General features: G+C 66.9%; 18 protein-coding genes and 2 tRNA genes. 14 read left to right on the top strand and 6 right to left on the bottom strand.

Features of this window, described 5'->3' with window-relative positions; all coding sequences use genetic code 11:
- Positions 1-269: 269 nt before the first annotated feature.
- On the bottom strand, positions 270-2,045 hold the full coding sequence (locus ACWIFB_RS08030; protein ID WP_454057910.1) for a bifunctional metallophosphatase/5'-nucleotidase: 1,776 nt from the start codon (positions 2,043-2,045) through the stop codon (positions 270-272).
- 119 nt (positions 2,046-2,164) lie between these two features.
- Positions 2,165-3,223 carry a histidinol-phosphate transaminase gene (locus ACWIFB_RS08025; RefSeq protein WP_454057909.1) on the bottom strand — a complete coding sequence of 353 codons (1,059 nt, stop codon included), beginning with the start codon at positions 3,221-3,223 and terminating at the stop codon, positions 2,165-2,167.
- A 105-nt stretch (positions 3,224-3,328) separates the two neighbouring features.
- On the opposite strand from ACWIFB_RS08025, the gene ACWIFB_RS08020 reads away from it, so the two are divergent.
- Together ACWIFB_RS08020 and ACWIFB_RS08015 are read left to right on the top strand one after the other, a co-directional pair.
- Positions 3,329-3,420: transfer RNA gene (locus tag ACWIFB_RS08020), tRNA-Ser, on the top strand.
- Positions 3,421-3,473: 53 nt separating this feature from the next.
- Positions 3,474-3,546 (top strand) — tRNA-Arg (locus tag ACWIFB_RS08015).
- A gap of 83 nt (positions 3,547-3,629) precedes the next feature.
- Here the strand turns inward: ACWIFB_RS08015 and ACWIFB_RS08010 are convergent.
- Together ACWIFB_RS08010 and ACWIFB_RS08005 are read right to left on the bottom strand one after the other, a co-directional pair.
- A complete protein-coding gene (locus ACWIFB_RS08010; RefSeq protein WP_454057908.1) occupies positions 3,630-4,820 on the bottom strand; it encodes a tyrosine-type recombinase/integrase in 1,191 nt (396 codons plus the stop codon).
- Positions 4,821-4,833: 13 nt separating this feature from the next.
- A complete protein-coding gene (locus tag ACWIFB_RS08005) occupies positions 4,834-5,322 on the bottom strand; it encodes a hypothetical protein (RefSeq protein ID WP_454057907.1) in 489 nt (162 codons plus the stop codon).
- A gap of 211 nt (positions 5,323-5,533) precedes the next feature.
- Here ACWIFB_RS08005 and ACWIFB_RS08000 point away from each other — a divergent pair, with 211 nt between their 5' ends.
- The 12 genes from ACWIFB_RS08000 (at position 5,534) to ACWIFB_RS07945 (ending at position 13,010) form a co-directional block, all read left to right on the top strand.
- Positions 5,534-5,728, top strand: a complete 195-nt coding sequence (locus tag ACWIFB_RS08000; RefSeq protein WP_454057906.1) for a helix-turn-helix transcriptional regulator — start codon at positions 5,534-5,536, stop codon at positions 5,726-5,728.
- The gene (locus ACWIFB_RS07995; RefSeq protein WP_454057905.1) at positions 5,725-5,913 is read left to right on the top strand and encodes a hypothetical protein; all 189 of its coding nucleotides are present in this window, start codon (positions 5,725-5,727) and stop codon (positions 5,911-5,913) included. Before ACWIFB_RS08000 ends, ACWIFB_RS07995 begins: the two co-directional genes overlap by 4 nt.
- On the top strand, positions 5,910-6,107 hold the full coding sequence (locus tag ACWIFB_RS07990; protein ID WP_454057904.1) for a hypothetical protein: 198 nt from the start codon (positions 5,910-5,912) through the stop codon (positions 6,105-6,107). The genes ACWIFB_RS07995 and ACWIFB_RS07990 overlap by 4 nt, the downstream gene beginning before the upstream one ends.
- Before the next feature lie 397 nt (positions 6,108-6,504).
- Positions 6,505-8,412 (top strand): AAA family ATPase, encoded by a 1,908-nt coding sequence (locus tag ACWIFB_RS07985; protein WP_454057903.1) that lies wholly within the window; start codon positions 6,505-6,507, stop codon positions 8,410-8,412.
- Entirely contained in the window at positions 8,409-8,858 is a 450-nt protein-coding gene (locus ACWIFB_RS07980; protein ID WP_454057902.1) for a hypothetical protein, read from the top strand. The genes ACWIFB_RS07985 and ACWIFB_RS07980 overlap by 4 nt, the downstream gene beginning before the upstream one ends.
- On the top strand, positions 8,855-9,028 hold the full coding sequence (locus ACWIFB_RS07975; RefSeq protein WP_454057901.1) for a zinc finger domain-containing protein: 174 nt from the start codon (positions 8,855-8,857) through the stop codon (positions 9,026-9,028). The genes ACWIFB_RS07980 and ACWIFB_RS07975 overlap by 4 nt, the downstream gene beginning before the upstream one ends.
- 37 nt (positions 9,029-9,065) lie before the next feature.
- Positions 9,066-9,425, top strand: a complete 360-nt coding sequence (locus ACWIFB_RS07970; protein WP_454057900.1) for a hypothetical protein — start codon at positions 9,066-9,068, stop codon at positions 9,423-9,425.
- A complete protein-coding gene (locus ACWIFB_RS07965; protein ID WP_454057899.1) occupies positions 9,422-9,913 on the top strand; it encodes a hypothetical protein in 492 nt (163 codons plus the stop codon). Before ACWIFB_RS07970 ends, ACWIFB_RS07965 begins: the two co-directional genes overlap by 4 nt.
- Positions 9,910-10,461 (top strand): hypothetical protein, encoded by a 552-nt coding sequence (locus ACWIFB_RS07960; RefSeq protein WP_454057898.1) that lies wholly within the window; start codon positions 9,910-9,912, stop codon positions 10,459-10,461. Before ACWIFB_RS07965 ends, ACWIFB_RS07960 begins: the two co-directional genes overlap by 4 nt.
- 644 nt (positions 10,462-11,105) lie before the next feature.
- Complete coding sequence (locus ACWIFB_RS07955) at positions 11,106-12,038, top strand: D-isomer specific 2-hydroxyacid dehydrogenase family protein (RefSeq protein ID WP_454057897.1); 933 nt, start codon at positions 11,106-11,108, stop codon at positions 12,036-12,038.
- A 211-nt stretch (positions 12,039-12,249) separates the two neighbouring features.
- Entirely contained in the window at positions 12,250-12,717 is a 468-nt protein-coding gene (locus ACWIFB_RS07950) for a hypothetical protein (protein ID WP_454057896.1), read from the top strand.
- Positions 12,714-13,010: a hypothetical protein gene (locus ACWIFB_RS07945; protein ID WP_454057895.1), complete on the top strand. Its 297-nt coding sequence runs from the start codon at positions 12,714-12,716 to the stop codon at positions 13,008-13,010. Before ACWIFB_RS07950 ends, ACWIFB_RS07945 begins: the two co-directional genes overlap by 4 nt.
- 7 nt (positions 13,011-13,017) lie before the next feature.
- Here ACWIFB_RS07945 and ACWIFB_RS07940 read toward each other — a convergent pair whose 3' ends face one another.
- A complete protein-coding gene (locus ACWIFB_RS07940) occupies positions 13,018-14,061 on the bottom strand; it encodes an HAAS signaling domain-containing protein (RefSeq protein WP_454057894.1) in 1,044 nt (347 codons plus the stop codon).
- Positions 14,058-14,405, bottom strand: a complete 348-nt coding sequence (locus ACWIFB_RS07935; protein ID WP_452100683.1) for a PadR family transcriptional regulator — start codon at positions 14,403-14,405, stop codon at positions 14,058-14,060. The genes ACWIFB_RS07940 and ACWIFB_RS07935 overlap by 4 nt, the downstream gene beginning before the upstream one ends.
- Positions 14,406-14,586: the final 181 nt, after the last annotated feature.

Below are 14,586 nucleotides of genomic sequence, written 5' to 3'. Positions count from 1 at the left end.
AGGCCGGCAGCGCGATGAGCGCAGAGGCCAGGGACAGCGCGATCGCCGCGGTATACGGACGACGGCTGACACCACGTCTCAGGGGCACAGTCACTACCTCGTTAGAGTCTTCATTCGACAAGAGCAACCTCGCACGGCGCGAGCGTCCGCAGGGCGTCTCGCGCGGCACGACGCCGCACAAAGAATGAAGCTCAGCTTAGCGTCTGGCTGAGGCGAAGCGAACGTACCGCCACGTACGGGGCTGAGCCACAACGGAAAGCACAGGTGAGTCAGCGGATGACGCGAACCCGGCCCGGCTTCGGCGACGTGAGCGGTCCTTCATCGGTGACGTAGCGCGTCAGCGCGGAGATGTCCGTGAGGCCGGCTTCGCGGCGGGTGCCGCGCTCGGCGAACGGCGAGCCGTTCCACTCGGGGGAGGAGAGGAACTCGTTGACCACCACGGTGTACTCGGCGGCCGGGTCGACCGGCTCGTCGTCCACCGTCAGCTCGGTGACGCGCGCCCCCTCGGGTTTGCTCATATCGACGGTGTAGCGCACGTTCGAGGACACGGCGGGGCCGTGGTGGCCGATGTCGTCGGCGAACTGGTCGAAGGCGTCCTGGAGGTCCTGGCCGGTGATGGTGACCAGGTAGAGGCGGTCGCCGTAAGGCTGGACGGTGTGCAGGGTGGCATAGTCGAGGGGGCCTCGCGGCATGTCGGCCAGGAGTGAATCCGGATTGGACAGCGCGAGATCCGCGCCCCGGCCGCGCGCCGCGTGGAGTTGCCCGTCGGCGATGACGTCGGCCAGCGGGGACTCACCGTTCTCGTCCATCTCGAGCGGGATCGTCTCGGATGCCTCGCCGATCACCTCGCGGGCAGCCGGCGCCGAGGCTGCCCGCGCCTGACGGACGAGCTCCTCGGTGGCGGCATCCGGCTCAATGTCCAGGTTGACCGTCTGGTTGAACACCGACGTCTGCGGACGGATGACGTGGCCGGTCGTGGGATCCACGGCCAGGTCGACGACGGTGACCGAGCGGCCGTGGGAAGCAGGGGCGACGACCACCCGCTCGTCGTTGTCCGCGTCGAGGATGCGGCACGTGGCCGGGCCGCCGGACGCGCCGACGATCAGGGCGTCGACCGCCGGGTTGACGTTCTTGACCATGTCGATCTCGGTGAGCTGCTCCGGACAGGCCCCGGGGTCCAGGTTGTCGTGCACGGAATCGGACTGGACCAGGCCGACGATCGCCTCGACGCCCAGGAACTGCAGCGACTCCACCGTGTCATCGAGCGCGCGCATGGGGTCGGCCAGCCGGGTGGTGGTCTCCGGAGCCCCCTCCGGCGGCATGGTCACCGCCACGACGCCCACGCGGACGTCGCCGACCCGGTGGATGGCGAAGGGAAACGTCGGCGCCGCGTCGTGCGACGGGACCACGTTGGAGGCCAGGAACGGAAAAGCCGCCCCGCGGAAGGGCGGCAGCGGCGGGTCGACCCGGCACTCCTGCTCGGACCGGCAAGCGGGCTTGACCAGGGATCGGATGTGGTCGGCGCCCTTGTCGAGCTCGCGGCGGCCGATGCCGGCCCCGTCGACCCCGATGCGGTTGAAGAACTCGATGGTCGGACGGTCGCCCAACAACGCCGCCTCGGGTGCGGTCCCGCCGATCGAGTCGCCGGTGGCCAGCAGGAGCGCGTTGTCGGACTGGGCGCGCAGCTTGGCGACGGTGGCGGCGAGGTGGGGACCCCCGCCGGCGGGGCGGACGTTCCCGGATCCGTCGCGCAACTCGCCCTGGAAGCCGACCGGTCGGGACAGTGCCCCCGAGAACTCGCCGATCCCGAGGATGCGCACCGTCTGCGCCTCGACGGACGGGCTCCAGGGCTTACTGGTTTCGTTGGCCGCACCCGCCTGAGCAGCCGCGACGGGCGCCTGGACGAGACCCATGGCCAGCGCGGTGACGGCCGCGATGACGAGCGCCGCCACCGTGGCGGCGGAGCCCGGCCGGGACGTGATCGTCGTTACGGACGTATGGGCAGCTGCGGAGTTCGGCACAGGGCGTGAACTCAGTTGCTGCACATCGACTCCTCACAGGGCGGCCGTAGTTGGGCGTGGCAGAAGGGAAAGCGGACTTGAGGTCTGCTTCCCGAACCTCGCCCATGGTGCCGTCGCCAGGTCACGGGACCCCGCCGGAACAGTCACATTCCGGTTACGAATTCCTTCGCGGAAGCGAGGAACCTGTCGTTCTCATCGGGATCGCCTATCGACACCCGCACCCCGTGGCCGGCGAAACAGCGGACGATGACCAGGCGCTCGCCGCAGTGTTCGTCGAACGCCGCGGACCGGTCGCCCAGCGGCAGCCAGACGAAATTGGCCTGGCTGTCCGGAACCGTGAAGCCCATCCCGAGCAGGGCATCACGGACACGGCCGCGCTCGGCGACCACCGCATCGGTGCGCACCCGCAGTTCGCCGCCGGCCTCGAGGCATGCGATGCCCGCGGCCTGCGCCAGCGAGCTCACCGAGAACGGCACCATCATCTTGGCGACCGACGTGACGAGCTCCGCCGGGCCCACCAGGTAGCCCACCCGCAGGCCGGCCAGCCCGTAGGCCTTGGAGAAGGTGCGCAGGGAGACGACGTTCGTCCGGGACATGGCCTCGACGACCCCGTCCACGGGGTCCTCGGAACGCATGTACTCGTAATAGGCCTCGTCCAGGGCCACGGTGACGCGATCGGGGATGCGGTCCAGGAACGCCCCGAGTTCGGCGCGACTGACAGCGGGGCCCGTCGGGTTGTTGGGGGTGCACACGAAGATCAGGCGGGTCCGATCGGTGACGGCGGCCGCGATCGCGTCCAGGTCCAGCGAGCCGTCGGCGCTGTTGGGGACCTGCACCGGCACGGCGTGGGCGATGCGGGTGATGATCGGGTACGCCTCGAACGATCGCCAGCCAAAGATCACCTCGTCGCCCGGCGCGCATACCGCCTGCACGAGCTGCTGGCACAGCGCCACCGAGCCACAGCCGGTCGTGACGTTTTCCGGTGCCACCCCGAGGTAGTCGGCGAGCCGCTCCACGAGCGCGCGCGCCGTGATGTCGGGGTATCGGTTGGCGCCGGAGGCGGCCTCACCTATCGCGACGGCCACGCTCGGCAACGGCCCCGTCGTCGTCTCATTCGAGGCGAGTTTCACCGCACCCGGCACTGTCGCGCCGGGAACGTAGGCGGGGATGGCGTCGAGATCGTTGCGCACGTCAGGGGACATGAGTACAGCGTAGGACTATCGGGCGACCAGCAGGTGACCGGGCGTTTTGCGAACCGACGACGGCTGTGTGTACTGTTATTCCTCGTTGGCTCAGCAGAGCCTCCAGGAGGCGTGCCAGAGCGGCCGAATGGGACTCACTGCTAATGAGTTGTCCTCCTAAAAGGGGACCGGAGGTTCAAATCCTCTCGCCTCCGCCATGTCGGAGAGCCGGGCGACCGGCTGATCTGGCACGACAGAAGAATATGAGTATGCGCCCGTAGCTCAATGGATAGAGCACTTGACTACGGATCAAGAGGTTAGGGGTTCGAATCCCTTCGGGCGCACAAGAAGAAACCCCCGTTGACCTGCACGAATGAGGTCAGCGGGGGTTTCTGTTTGGTCGGTTATGGGTTCACCGATCCAGCACTTATCCAGTGTTTACGTCCTGCGGGCCGAGCCGATCCAGAACCATCGACATATCCGGCGCGACCGATGCCCGCTCGACGTAGTGCTTCCGAGTGACCGCAGTACCGGAGTGCCCGAGCACCGCCGCCGCCGACTCAGTGTCGACTTCCCGATCCACCAGCGTTGCCACCGTCCGCCGGAACGTGTGCGGAGTGATCCAGGCGTACTCGTCGCCCCGAATCTCCCGCCACCGCCTACGCCAGTTGTGGGGATCAATCGGCCCACCCACGGCATTGACGAACACTAGGTTCTGGTCGGAGCGTGGAGCGTTCACCTTCAAGGCCATGAGGGCGTCGACGGCGAACCGGGGCAGCGCCACCGTCCGATACCCGCTCGCAGTTTTGGGGGTCGGTTGACGGACCAGCCCACCGCCTTCGGCCTTGGTCCCCTCCAGCCGGATGATGGTGCCCGACACGGTGATGGTGGCAGGGGTCGACGTGAGGTCCACGTCATCCCACGTGAGTGCCAGCAGTTCGCCGATGCGGCATCCTGTCGCCAGCATGATGTCCAGGGCGTGCCCCGTGTGTTGCCACCGTGGACGGCCTCCGCGTTGCTTACTGTCGTCGCCTGCCTGCCATGCCGCTATCCGGCGGCGCACCGCCTGGAGGTCATCGAGGGTCGCGGCGCGTGGAGCTGTCCGCTTGGAGCGAGTCAACCGCACCTGCCCTACGGGGTCGGGCCGATCCAGGTTCGCGCCACGTTCATCAGCGAGCGCGAACGCGCCACGCACGATGACCTTGAACCGCTTAGCCAATCCGGGCCGAGACTTCGACACGTCTTTCAACCACGTCTGCACGATCTCCGCCGTGCAGTCCTCCAGGCGCATGTCGGCGATGCCGCCGTTGTCGCCGGACATGCCGCGAGCGTCAGCACGGTACGTTTCTGCCGTCTGAACGGCGATCTCCCCGGCCTCCAGCTTCCCGTCGATCCAAAGGTCGATGACTCTCGACAACTTGGTCTGCGGGCCGATGCCGTCCTCGATGACACCGGCGCGACGTTTGGCAGCGATACGGACGGCGGCGCGTGCCTTCTCGCTGGACTCGCCGTCCGCCTGGACTTGACGTAGTTGATCGTCGCGGCACCGCACATTGACGAATGCACGGTGGTGGCGTGGGCCGAGTTGTTTAACGCGGACTTCTCCGAGTTCTCCCACGCGGAGCCGACGCCTAGCCATCGTCGCGGCCCTTCACTGTCCAGCCATCTTCCCGGGCGTGTTGCTCCAACTCGGGAATGCTGTTCACCATCTTGGCGATACGGTCATCGGTCAGGTACGGGTTATCGTCCGCATGTCTTAGCGCCTGCCGAGTTGACATCAAGTTGTCTAGCGACATCTTGCGCATAGAGTCCATAGCTGTTTGGCGGTTACCGCCGGTGTTGACGCCCTGGACACTGACAGCGCTTTCGCCGGTCCACCAAGAATGGGCGTACCACGCGGAGTCTTTCACTGTTGGCAAGTACCAGGCATCGCCGTCTGGCATGTCGTGCCACAGGAGCATGGTGGGCGACGTTTCCAGCGCTTGCGCCAGGACGATCAACTCAGAGATTTCGATCTTGCCGCCGCGCTGACCATTTTCGAGCTTTGCGATAGCGCCACGCGCTACCGGGAACCCCAGGCTTGCGGTCCGTTCCTGCAACTTCTGTGCGGAGAGTTTCAACTCAGTTCGCCTCCGCCGAATCCCAGCACCTACTCGGGCAGCGAGGTGTTCCCGCCATTGTTCCGGCGTGAGGTGAGAGTCGTCCGAGTTGTCCCGCATGGGGACGGATTCTACGTGTGGATTTGCCGTGGTCGGTTGTCATGGCTTCACGGTACCGCTATTGTCCTGTGAGAGTAAAGGATGCTCGCATATCCAACCGTAGGAGGACAGGATGAACCGCAAGGGGCTACTCAACCCGCCGACCGTCGCCGAGGACTTCGGCGTGACCGTCCAACGTCTCGCCGAGTGGCGGCACAAGGGGATCGGGCCGAGCTACGTGAAGGTGGGCCGGCTCATCCGGTACCGGGCCGAGGACATCGACGCCTGGCTGGACGCCAACACCGTCAAGACGGGAGACGCGGCGTGAACCGCGAGTTGAACAAGGCGTACCGGGATGAGTCCGTCGCGGCGATGCATCTTCACGACGACATGCGCGAGTACGTCGAAGGCGACCTGAAAGCGTGGGAGTTCCTCGACGCGGCGTTCAGGTACGGGAAAGCCCGCCTGGAGCGCGAATGCCTCCAAGGCGAACTGTGGGGCGAACTGCCATGACGTGGTACTCGACCGAGGACATCGCCCAGGAGGTGCGCAGGCGGCACGGCCTACCCGTCGGGGTCGCTCGCAAGCTGGTTGAGCTGGAGTACCTGCATCTCGTGGAGGAGGTGGCGGTGATCCGCTCGCACCTCGCCGAGGGGGACCGTCAGCTGTTCCTCGACGCCATCGCCGAGGCCGTGGCGGAACCGTGAGTTCGCGTGCGACTCGGACCCGGAGCGTCGCGGGAAAATTCGTGTATGACGACCACGCCCCCCGGCCCAGACCGGCAATACCTGTCAGCCGTAGAGGCCGCCGCGTACGCGCACAAGTCCAGGCATTGGCTGTTCGCCCGCCTCCGGGACGGCAGTCTCACCCGCTACCGCAGCCCGAGGGACGCCCGCGTGACATGGGTAGATCTCGATGAACTCGACGACCTTCTAGGCGACATTCGCCCCGAAGCGGCCTGAACGCACCACTCCCGAGGACGCCCACCGCGTCCGCCCCGATGAACACAAAAAAACGAACCCCCGCGCCACCACGCAACAGGGGTCCGTTAAACCAACCGAATGCTCAGATCATAGCAGTCTGGGCGGGGTTTCAGGAGACCGAATGACCGCCATCGACCGACTACGTGACGCCTGGCACGCGGCAGGACTGAACTGGACAGACACCAGTGCCAGCACCGCGTCCGCCCAGGCCCCCGGCCACTCGCCCGCCGACAAGTCCGTCAGCATCACCCAGATCGACGGACAGGTACTGATGCACTGCCACGCGGGTGAGGACACTAGCACTGTCCTCGCAGATGTTGGCCTCACCGCCGCCGACCTGTTCGACAACCCCAAAGGTGTCACCTACGAATACTCGGATGGGCGCACCGTTCACCGTAGCCCGAACAAGCGGTTCAGGCAGGCCGGGAATACCGACGGAACTGCCCTGTACCGCGTTGAAAACCTGCCCGAGGGGAAAGACCTACAAGTGTTCGTGGTAGAGGGGGAGAAGGACGTTCACGCCCTCGAATCGGTGGGCGCGCACGCCGTCACCTCAGGCGGGGCCAACACCGCACGCAAGCGGGACTGGACCCCCCTCACAGGTCGTCACGTCACCATCGTTGCCGACGACGATCAGGCGGGCCACAAGTACGCCGACCAGGTCGCAGCCGAACTGGAGAACATCGCCGCCAGCATCACCGTGGTGGCAGCAAAGACCGGCAAGGATGCGGCGGACCATATCGCCGCCGGTCACACCATCACAGAGTTCCAGAAGATCGAGACCAAGCCCACCCAGAAGAACACCAACCCACTGAGCTTTATCAAGACCGGCGACTGGCTGGACGACCAGGACTACCCGCCACTCAAGTTTGCAGTGCCCGGCCTCATCCCCGAAGGGTTTGGACTCCTCACCGGCCCCCCGAAGATCGGCAAATCGTGGGCCGTGCTCGGGATCGCGCTGTCCATCGCCGTTGGCGGTAAAGCGTTCGGACACATCCCCGTAGGCAAGTCACGACCTGTCCTCTACCTCGCGCTGGAGGACGGCGAACGTCGCCTACAGTCACGCGCCCGCAAGCTCCTACAAGATGAACCCATCCCCGCGAACTTCAACTTCGTCACCGCAGTGCCGCCCATGCTTGTCATGGACGTGATTAACGCCTGGATGGCCGTAAACGGGGACCGTGACCCGCTGGTCATTCTTGACACCCTGGGCCGCGTCATGCCCCCGGCGCGCCCCGGCGAATCCGCATACGACCGCGACTACCGGATCGGTGTGGAACTGAAAAGCGTGTCGGACAGCCACGCCGGTTCTACCTTCATCGTCGTCCACCACGTCCGCAAGCAAGCGGGCGAGGACTGGATGGACTCCACCTCCGGGACCAACGGACTGAACGGTGCCGCCGACTACACCATCAACCTGTCCCGCAAGCGCAACGAAGAGACCGGACTGATCCGCGTCACAGGCCGTGATGCCTTCGAAGGTGAATACAGCGTCACCGTGAGCGATGGCTCATGGACCATCGACGGCGACAGTCTGGAGGCCGCAGCCAAGGCCGCAGAACAGGCACGCGATACGCAGAACCTGGGCGTGGACTCCGAGCGCATCCTCAAGTTCATCAACAAGCAGACCACCCCGGTCGCGGCCAAGTATGTCGCCGACACCCTGGAGATCGACCGCGCCCGCGACTACCTCCTGCGGTTGGTCAAGTCCGAGCGCATCAAGAAGGCGGGGAGGGGACTCTACGCACCCCTACACCTCACTGTGGCAAGTGTGGCAACTGTGGCAAACGACGGTGATCCAGAACCCAATGCCACACATGACACACATGCCACACCCGATGCCCGCAGGGAAGTTCTCGGAGCATTGTCCGCCACCTACGGCCTAGACGCCCGCACCATCGCCGGGTCCGTATCGCCCCGTTACCGCGACCAGGTTCCCGCGATCCTCGACCAGTTCGTAACCGAGGGCATCGCCACCATCGACGGAACCAAGTACCTACGCACCCCCGCCCAGGAGCACGCAGCATGACCACCAGCCCGTTGGACCCCGTACTTGCCGCAGTAGCAGATCACCCCGGCATCACCGCGGCAGAGGTTGCCGAGCGGACAGGGTTCCGCGTCGAGACCGCAGGCAAGATGCTGTACCAGTACACGTGCACATCCCACATTGTTGAACGCGACGGCGGATACCTGCCCACCACGAAGTTGCTGGACCAGGCGGAGAAGGTCGCCATCGCCCGCGACTGGTGGACAACCACCGCAGTCACCCCGATCACCGGCTACGTCAACACCTTCCAGACAAGCGGGAACCGGTACCACTCCGAGCCGTGCCCGGCCATCCTCATGCAGACCAACGGGTTGGGCGAGACCCGCGTCGTCGCCGCCGTCATGTTGCCGCATGGGGAACTTCGACCAGCAGAGGACGTGAAGGGATATCAGGGCACCGACCCGATCCAGGCAGGAGCCGCAGCATGACCCCGTACGAAGAGAAGTTCATCGCCGACACCCTGCCGTTCTCATGCCCCACCTGCAAAGCCCATCCGGGAGAACGATGCAACGTCCGCAGAGGCGACCGTGTTGCCCACCTCGCACGACAGGACAAGTACATCCGCAACCTGTACCGGCTCCGCCGCGACGCCGACTAACCCCTCACCCCTCACCCCCCGACACTTGGAGGCCCCGATGGCGGAACCCAAACGTCCGAAGCTGACCCTGACCGAAGCGAAAGCGTGCCACGTACATGACCTGGTGGACAGGCTGATCGACGCCCCCGGCGTCCGTGCCGCGTCCATCATCCGGCAACTGGACCGCCACAAGGTCGACCTCGCTCTACTGTCCATCGTCCGATCCGTGGACGAGAGGTGGCGCATAGGCAGGAAGCGCGTGCTGCTACCCGCCGGCACCGAAGAGCAGGAGACGATGCGCCGCAAGATCGCGGACATCCTTACCGCGAACCCTGAAGCGATCTATCCGGCACTGCTCGCCCTATCGGATGCCGCCGACGCGCACGACCCCCGACGCCGCACCGAGGACGCAGCGTGACGGGGCGTGCCGGACCCGCGCGAAAAGTGGACCCCGAACAGGTGGCGCAGCTTGCTGCTGACGGCCTAGGGCGCAACGCCATATCCAGACGTCTAGGTGTCAGCCGTCGGGCCGTAGACGAGGCCGCACGGCAGGCGGGGATCACCTGGGACCGGAGCGCCACGGCGGCGGCAACAGCGGCACGACTCGCGGATGTGAGGGCCGAACTCACGGACTCGTTCACCGAGGCCGCAGACCTCGCCACCGGGCGACTCATCGAAGAGTTGCACCAGGACCAGCTCGACGCCGGCACGCTCCGAGCACTCGCCACCGTCGCCGGCATATCGGCGGACAAGCTCATCGTCCTTGGCGACCGGCTCACCGCGACCGACGACCACGGGGACAGCTTGCTCGACCGACTCGCCACCGGGTTCTCCGAGTGGGCCGAGCACGTGGCAAACGCAGACCAGACCAGCACCATCACCGACGACCCCCAGGAGGATGCATGACCGACCAGACCACCACCATCACGCCCGAGCGGATCGCGTACGACCATCTGCGGTCCCGCGCTGTTGCCGGTGAGCATGTGCCCGAGGACGAGCTGCATCGTGCCCTTGGTGCCGCTGTCGAAGCGGAGAAGCGTGCAGAGTACGCGGCAACCCTCGACGCCGAACGTGCCGCCCACCGCCAGGACGAGGCCGCCGACATCCGCCGCCGGCGCAAGGCAGGCGAGAAGCGCCTGTGCGAGCTGGTGACCGCTGTCGTGGAGGCGCGGGAGATCACCGCGCAGGCACACCAGGCGATGAAGGGTGCGGTCCAGGAGTACGACCGCGTTGTGCAGGCGCAGAACTCGAAGCTGTACGCACTCCGGGACGCCCTCACCGAGGCGGGTTACCCGACCGTCCAGCCCCGTACCGGCGACGAGTCGCAGCACGTCCACCCGGAGCGGCACCCGAACGGCGGAGGCTGGATCGTGTGGGACGGTGACAAGTTCGGTAAGGCCGAGGACTCACGCAACGCCATCCCGAGGTTCCACAACGGACTCCGGGCCGCGTAGCCCCAGAACCCCTCGCCGCGCTTCTCGGGCGCGACGGGATGCCGTGTCCCTCTCGCTGCTGGCACGGCAGCACCCCTCACACCATCGCGGTGTGGGGGGTGTTGTGCTTTGTCGAAACGCCGCGCGCGTGAGAGTGCTGGAAGTTTATACCCCGTCCATGTTTTATCCAGCACATTGATCGAAACCTAGACGAATCCCGGCAGGGTCCAAAGCATGCGGGCAGGGTGCATATCCCCACGTCGGCAGTCGTAAACGAATCTCATGGAATGACCCGGCGGAGAGTGACCCGATTACAAGAGGTTAGGGGTTCGAGTCCCTTCGGGCGCACGTCAAGAACGCCCCCGTCCACGTGACGGGGGCGTTCGTCGTTTGCGGGCCCGCCTTGCCTGCGCCTCTCGCACCTCCGCGTGCCGCCCCACGCTACCCCCGCCCTGCGCCCCCGCGCGCCCCGCGCTCCGCCCATTGGTCGCCCCCGTGCCCCGCGCCCCCGCCCCGCCGATTGGTCGCAGCGCTTCGCGTTTCCCCAAGACAGGCGCCGACGGGGGCGGGATCTGTGACCAGTCGACGACGCGCCCCGGTTGTGTGAACCTTCAGGAATGATCGACGACGACGAGGTCGCGCGCGAGCCAACGAAGGAGTTCTCAATGGCAGCTGGTTCAGGAGACTCGCGGGGATTACGGGTAGCGATCGGGCCGAACCAGGATCGGCACCTGACCGACGCCGTGGAGGTCGTCGGCGGATCGGTCGTCCCACTCTCGGAGGCGCAGATCCTCGTGTGGATCGGTGGGCCGGACGGGTTCCCGGAGCTGCCGGACGCCATTGAGTGGGTCGCGCTCAGCACTGCCGGCATCGAGCATTTCGTCGACGCGGAGGTGATCGACGACAAGCGGCTCTGGACCAACGCTTCCGGCTTCTACGCGCGTGGAGTCGCCGAGCATGCCCTCGCCCTGCTGCTCGGGGGGACCCGGCAGATCGTGCGTTCGGCCAAGACCCGCTGGGCCAAGGAAACCGTTGACCCGGCGGTCCGGACCCTCCGGGGTTCCACGGTCTCGATCATCGGAGCGGGCGGGATAGGACGCGAGCTCACACCGTTGCTCAAGGCGTGCGGCGCGACTGTGCTCGCCGTCAACAGATCCGGGCACACGGTCGACGGCGCCGACGTCACGATGTCGGCTGACCGGACTGATGAGGCGCTCGCACAGTCGGACCACGTCGTCCTGGCGGCCCCGGACACGCCGGAGACACGTCACATGATCAACGACCGCACCCTGACGCTGCTCAAGCCACACTCGTGGGTCGTCAATGTCGCGCGCGGGCCACTCATCGACCAGGCCGCGCTGTACCGCGCACTCGCTGCGGGCGCCCTCGGCGGGGCCGCCCTCGACGTGACCGACCCGGAGCCGCCGGCCGACGACGACCCGCTGTTCGATCTCGACAACGTCGTCATCACCCCGCACGTCGCCAACCCGGCCGGCCGACTCACGGAAGAGATGGCGCCGTTCCTGGCCGAGAACCTGCGGCGGTTCGCGGCCGGGGACGAGCTGCTGTCGCTGGTGGAGGTCGGCAAGGGGTACTGAGCACCGGACACGCGCCTGACTGTGACGGAGCGAGGACGGAACGGCTGTTGCTGCGGGGGCGGAGAGGTTCCGGTGTTGCACAGGGGAGTGAAGCCTCACTCACGCGGGAGAAAACTGCCCGCGGCTCGGCGGACGGCGTGCCACGGTACGGGTCCACGCGTTCACAGTGAGCGTCTCGTACCGCCGGATCTGCCCGTTCGGAGGAGAAGCAATGGCACACAGCAAGAGAATCGCAACACTGGCCTCGGCGGCGGCGCCTGCCGGCGGAACCATCCTGGCCGGCGCCGGCGCGGCGGGCGCCCAGGGCTCGTCGGAGGTCGCCAACGACCTCCAGCTCGCCAGCATCGCGCTCAACGGCCCCGTTTCCGTGTCCCCCAACGCGGAAGGCGGCCCAACGGTCGCCTACACCAACGAGGGCGACGCGACCCAGCAGTGCATCGGCTTCACCGCGCCGTACAGCACGATCGAGGAGAACGACATCGATCCCCGTGAGATCAATCCGAACAGCCTGGGATCGCTCGGGGTGCTCGGCACGATCCAGGGTGGTGGCGGCGTCTCCGTTCTGACGGTGAGCCCGCCGCGGTTGTCAGTGGACCCGGACTCGATCTGGTGGGGACGGCCACCACCTTTGGCACCGGCGTCACGAGCGGTCTTCGAGTGCCGGCCGGCGAGACGGTGACCTGGGACGCGCCCGCTCCGGCGGACGAGCCCGCGGCGGCAGGGGTCATCTGCGCCAGGGATGGCATCATCGGCCCCCGGCTCGGCAACTTGGTGAACTACTTCGGCATCGACCCGCAGGTGGTCGCCGATCAGGCGAACGACATCCTCGGTCCGCTCGGATCGGTGGGCGCAGGCAGCGTCAACGGCAGCGTCGTGGGCGTGGGAGCCGGCCTCACCGCCTCCCTCGCGGGCGGCGACGACACCGAGGCCGACAGCGGCTCTGGTGCCGCACCGGCGGGTGGCGGTAGCTGAGGAGTCCTTAGCGGGAAGTCTCTGATGGAGGCCCGGTGAGTGGCATCGACCGCCCCTCGCCGGGCCTCTCGTCTGCCCCTCGCCGGGCCTCTCGCCGGTACGCGCGCAGGGTCTCGAACTGGTCCCACACCACGATCGCCCAGATCGCGATGATCACGACCCACCGGATCGCGGTGGTCGTTCCATCGGCGTCTGTGGCGACGAGGTCCGGGTGGATCACCTGGCCCTGGATCAGCACGAGGGCGGTGAGGAACACGCCGAACGCCACGTCGACGGCCACCTCGATGACCAGCCGTCCACGCCGTGCGCCCGGTTGGACCAGCAGCCACACCTGCATCAGGGCGAGTGCCGCGAGGAGGATCAGATAGCCCGCGAGCCAGGCGGTCGGCAGGCCCGGATTGATGAGTGGCTCGCCGTTGTTCAGGTGCCCGATGTAGAGGAACGTCGACGGGATGAACGGCACGGCGGCGAGGACGGCCAGCACGATCAGTGACACGATCGCGTCGACGCGGGTCTCAGTTCGCGGCGGGGCAGCCTCCAGGGTCGCGGGATCCCAGTCGGGCGACGGCGCGAACGGCCCGGGCGTGCCGTCCGGGGTGGAGCGTTCCACGATCGCGACGATGATCGTCCACGCGGCGAAGACGCCGAGGAGCGCGGGCACGACACCCCCGACGACCTGCCCGATCAATCCGCCCAGTTCGGGCTCGGGCGTGGTGGCCACGTAGACGATGCCGTTGGCCAGCGCGGCGATCACGCCGACGACGGGTAGCAACCACCGCAGCACCCGCACCCACACCGGGTACGTGCCCGGCCCGATGAGGTACTGCCGCTGCCCGGAGTAGCGGCGGGCCAGGACGGCCGGGTCGCCGAGCCGGGCGAGCGCCGCGCGTTCGGCGGCGTCCGGATCGGCGCCGGGTGCGACGGCGGAATCCAGTTCGGCCGCGGCCATGTCCTCGATGATGGCGGCAATCTCGGTGGCGATGTCGTCGCGCTGGTTCTCAGGGAGTCGGCGCACCACCTCGGTGATGTAGCGATCGGTCAATGCGGTCATGGTTGGCCTGCCTTCCGGAGTTCGGTGAAGCCGATGCCCAGCGCTCGCCATTCGGAGTCCAGGCGTTCGGCGGTCTGCGCGCCGAGTGGGGTCGTCTCGTAGTACTTGCGGGGCCGCGGCTCGTCGGTGTGCCAGAGCGAGGTGAGTAGTCCCTGGCTCTCGAGCCGTCGCAGGAGTGGGTACAGCGTGTTGGCCTCCGTTGCGATCCCGGCCTCGGCGAGCGTCGTGAGGAGTCCGTAGCCGTACTGCGGCGTCCGGCACGCGAGCAGGCTCCCGAGTACCACCGAGCCGCGCCGCAACTCCTGAAGGTGGGTACTGAGTACCGTGTCCGTCTCATCGCCCATGTGGCACACGATAGTGCGTGTCACACAGTATGTAAATGGCACACAGTAAGAAGGCGAGATCATCAGTGGGCTGACCTGCGGTGTCCTGGGCAGGGTGTTCGGGGCGCCGCAGGTCAGAGGGGTGGGCGCGTGGGAGGAGAGCGGCGAAGTTGACGACAGAGGGACGACGACGAGGCGAGCT

The organism is Dietzia sp. NPDC055340 (assembly GCF_053645335.1).
Note: the sequence above shows the minus strand (reverse complement) of the source record. Positions and strands in the feature narration are given on the sequence as shown.

Coding starts and splice junctions, on each gene's coding strand:
- ACWIFB_RS07990 (WP_454057904.1), top strand. CDS start 5,910: ATGACGTGGTACTCGACCGAGGACATCGCCCAGGAGGTGCGCAGGCGG.
- ACWIFB_RS07970 (WP_454057900.1), top strand. CDS start 9,066: ATGGCGGAACCCAAACGTCCGAAGCTGACCCTGACCGAAGCGAAAGCG.
- ACWIFB_RS08000 (WP_454057906.1), top strand. CDS start 5,534: ATGAACCGCAAGGGGCTACTCAACCCGCCGACCGTCGCCGAGGACTTC.
- ACWIFB_RS07950 (WP_454057896.1), top strand. CDS start 12,250: ATGGCACACAGCAAGAGAATCGCAACACTGGCCTCGGCGGCGGCGCCT.
- ACWIFB_RS07955 (WP_454057897.1), top strand. CDS start 11,106: ATGGCAGCTGGTTCAGGAGACTCGCGGGGATTACGGGTAGCGATCGGG.
- ACWIFB_RS07980 (WP_454057902.1), top strand. CDS start 8,409: ATGACCACCAGCCCGTTGGACCCCGTACTTGCCGCAGTAGCAGATCAC.
- ACWIFB_RS08025 (WP_454057909.1), bottom strand. CDS start 3,223: ATGTCCCCTGACGTGCGCAACGATCTCGACGCCATCCCCGCCTACGTT.
- ACWIFB_RS07985 (WP_454057903.1), top strand. CDS start 6,505: ATGACCGCCATCGACCGACTACGTGACGCCTGGCACGCGGCAGGACTG.
- ACWIFB_RS07935 (WP_452100683.1), bottom strand. CDS start 14,405: ATGGGCGATGAGACGGACACGGTACTCAGTACCCACCTTCAGGAGTTG.
- ACWIFB_RS07975 (WP_454057901.1), top strand. CDS start 8,855: ATGACCCCGTACGAAGAGAAGTTCATCGCCGACACCCTGCCGTTCTCA.
- ACWIFB_RS07960 (WP_454057898.1), top strand. CDS start 9,910: ATGACCGACCAGACCACCACCATCACGCCCGAGCGGATCGCGTACGAC.
- ACWIFB_RS07940 (WP_454057894.1), bottom strand. CDS start 14,061: ATGACCGCATTGACCGATCGCTACATCACCGAGGTGGTGCGCCGACTC.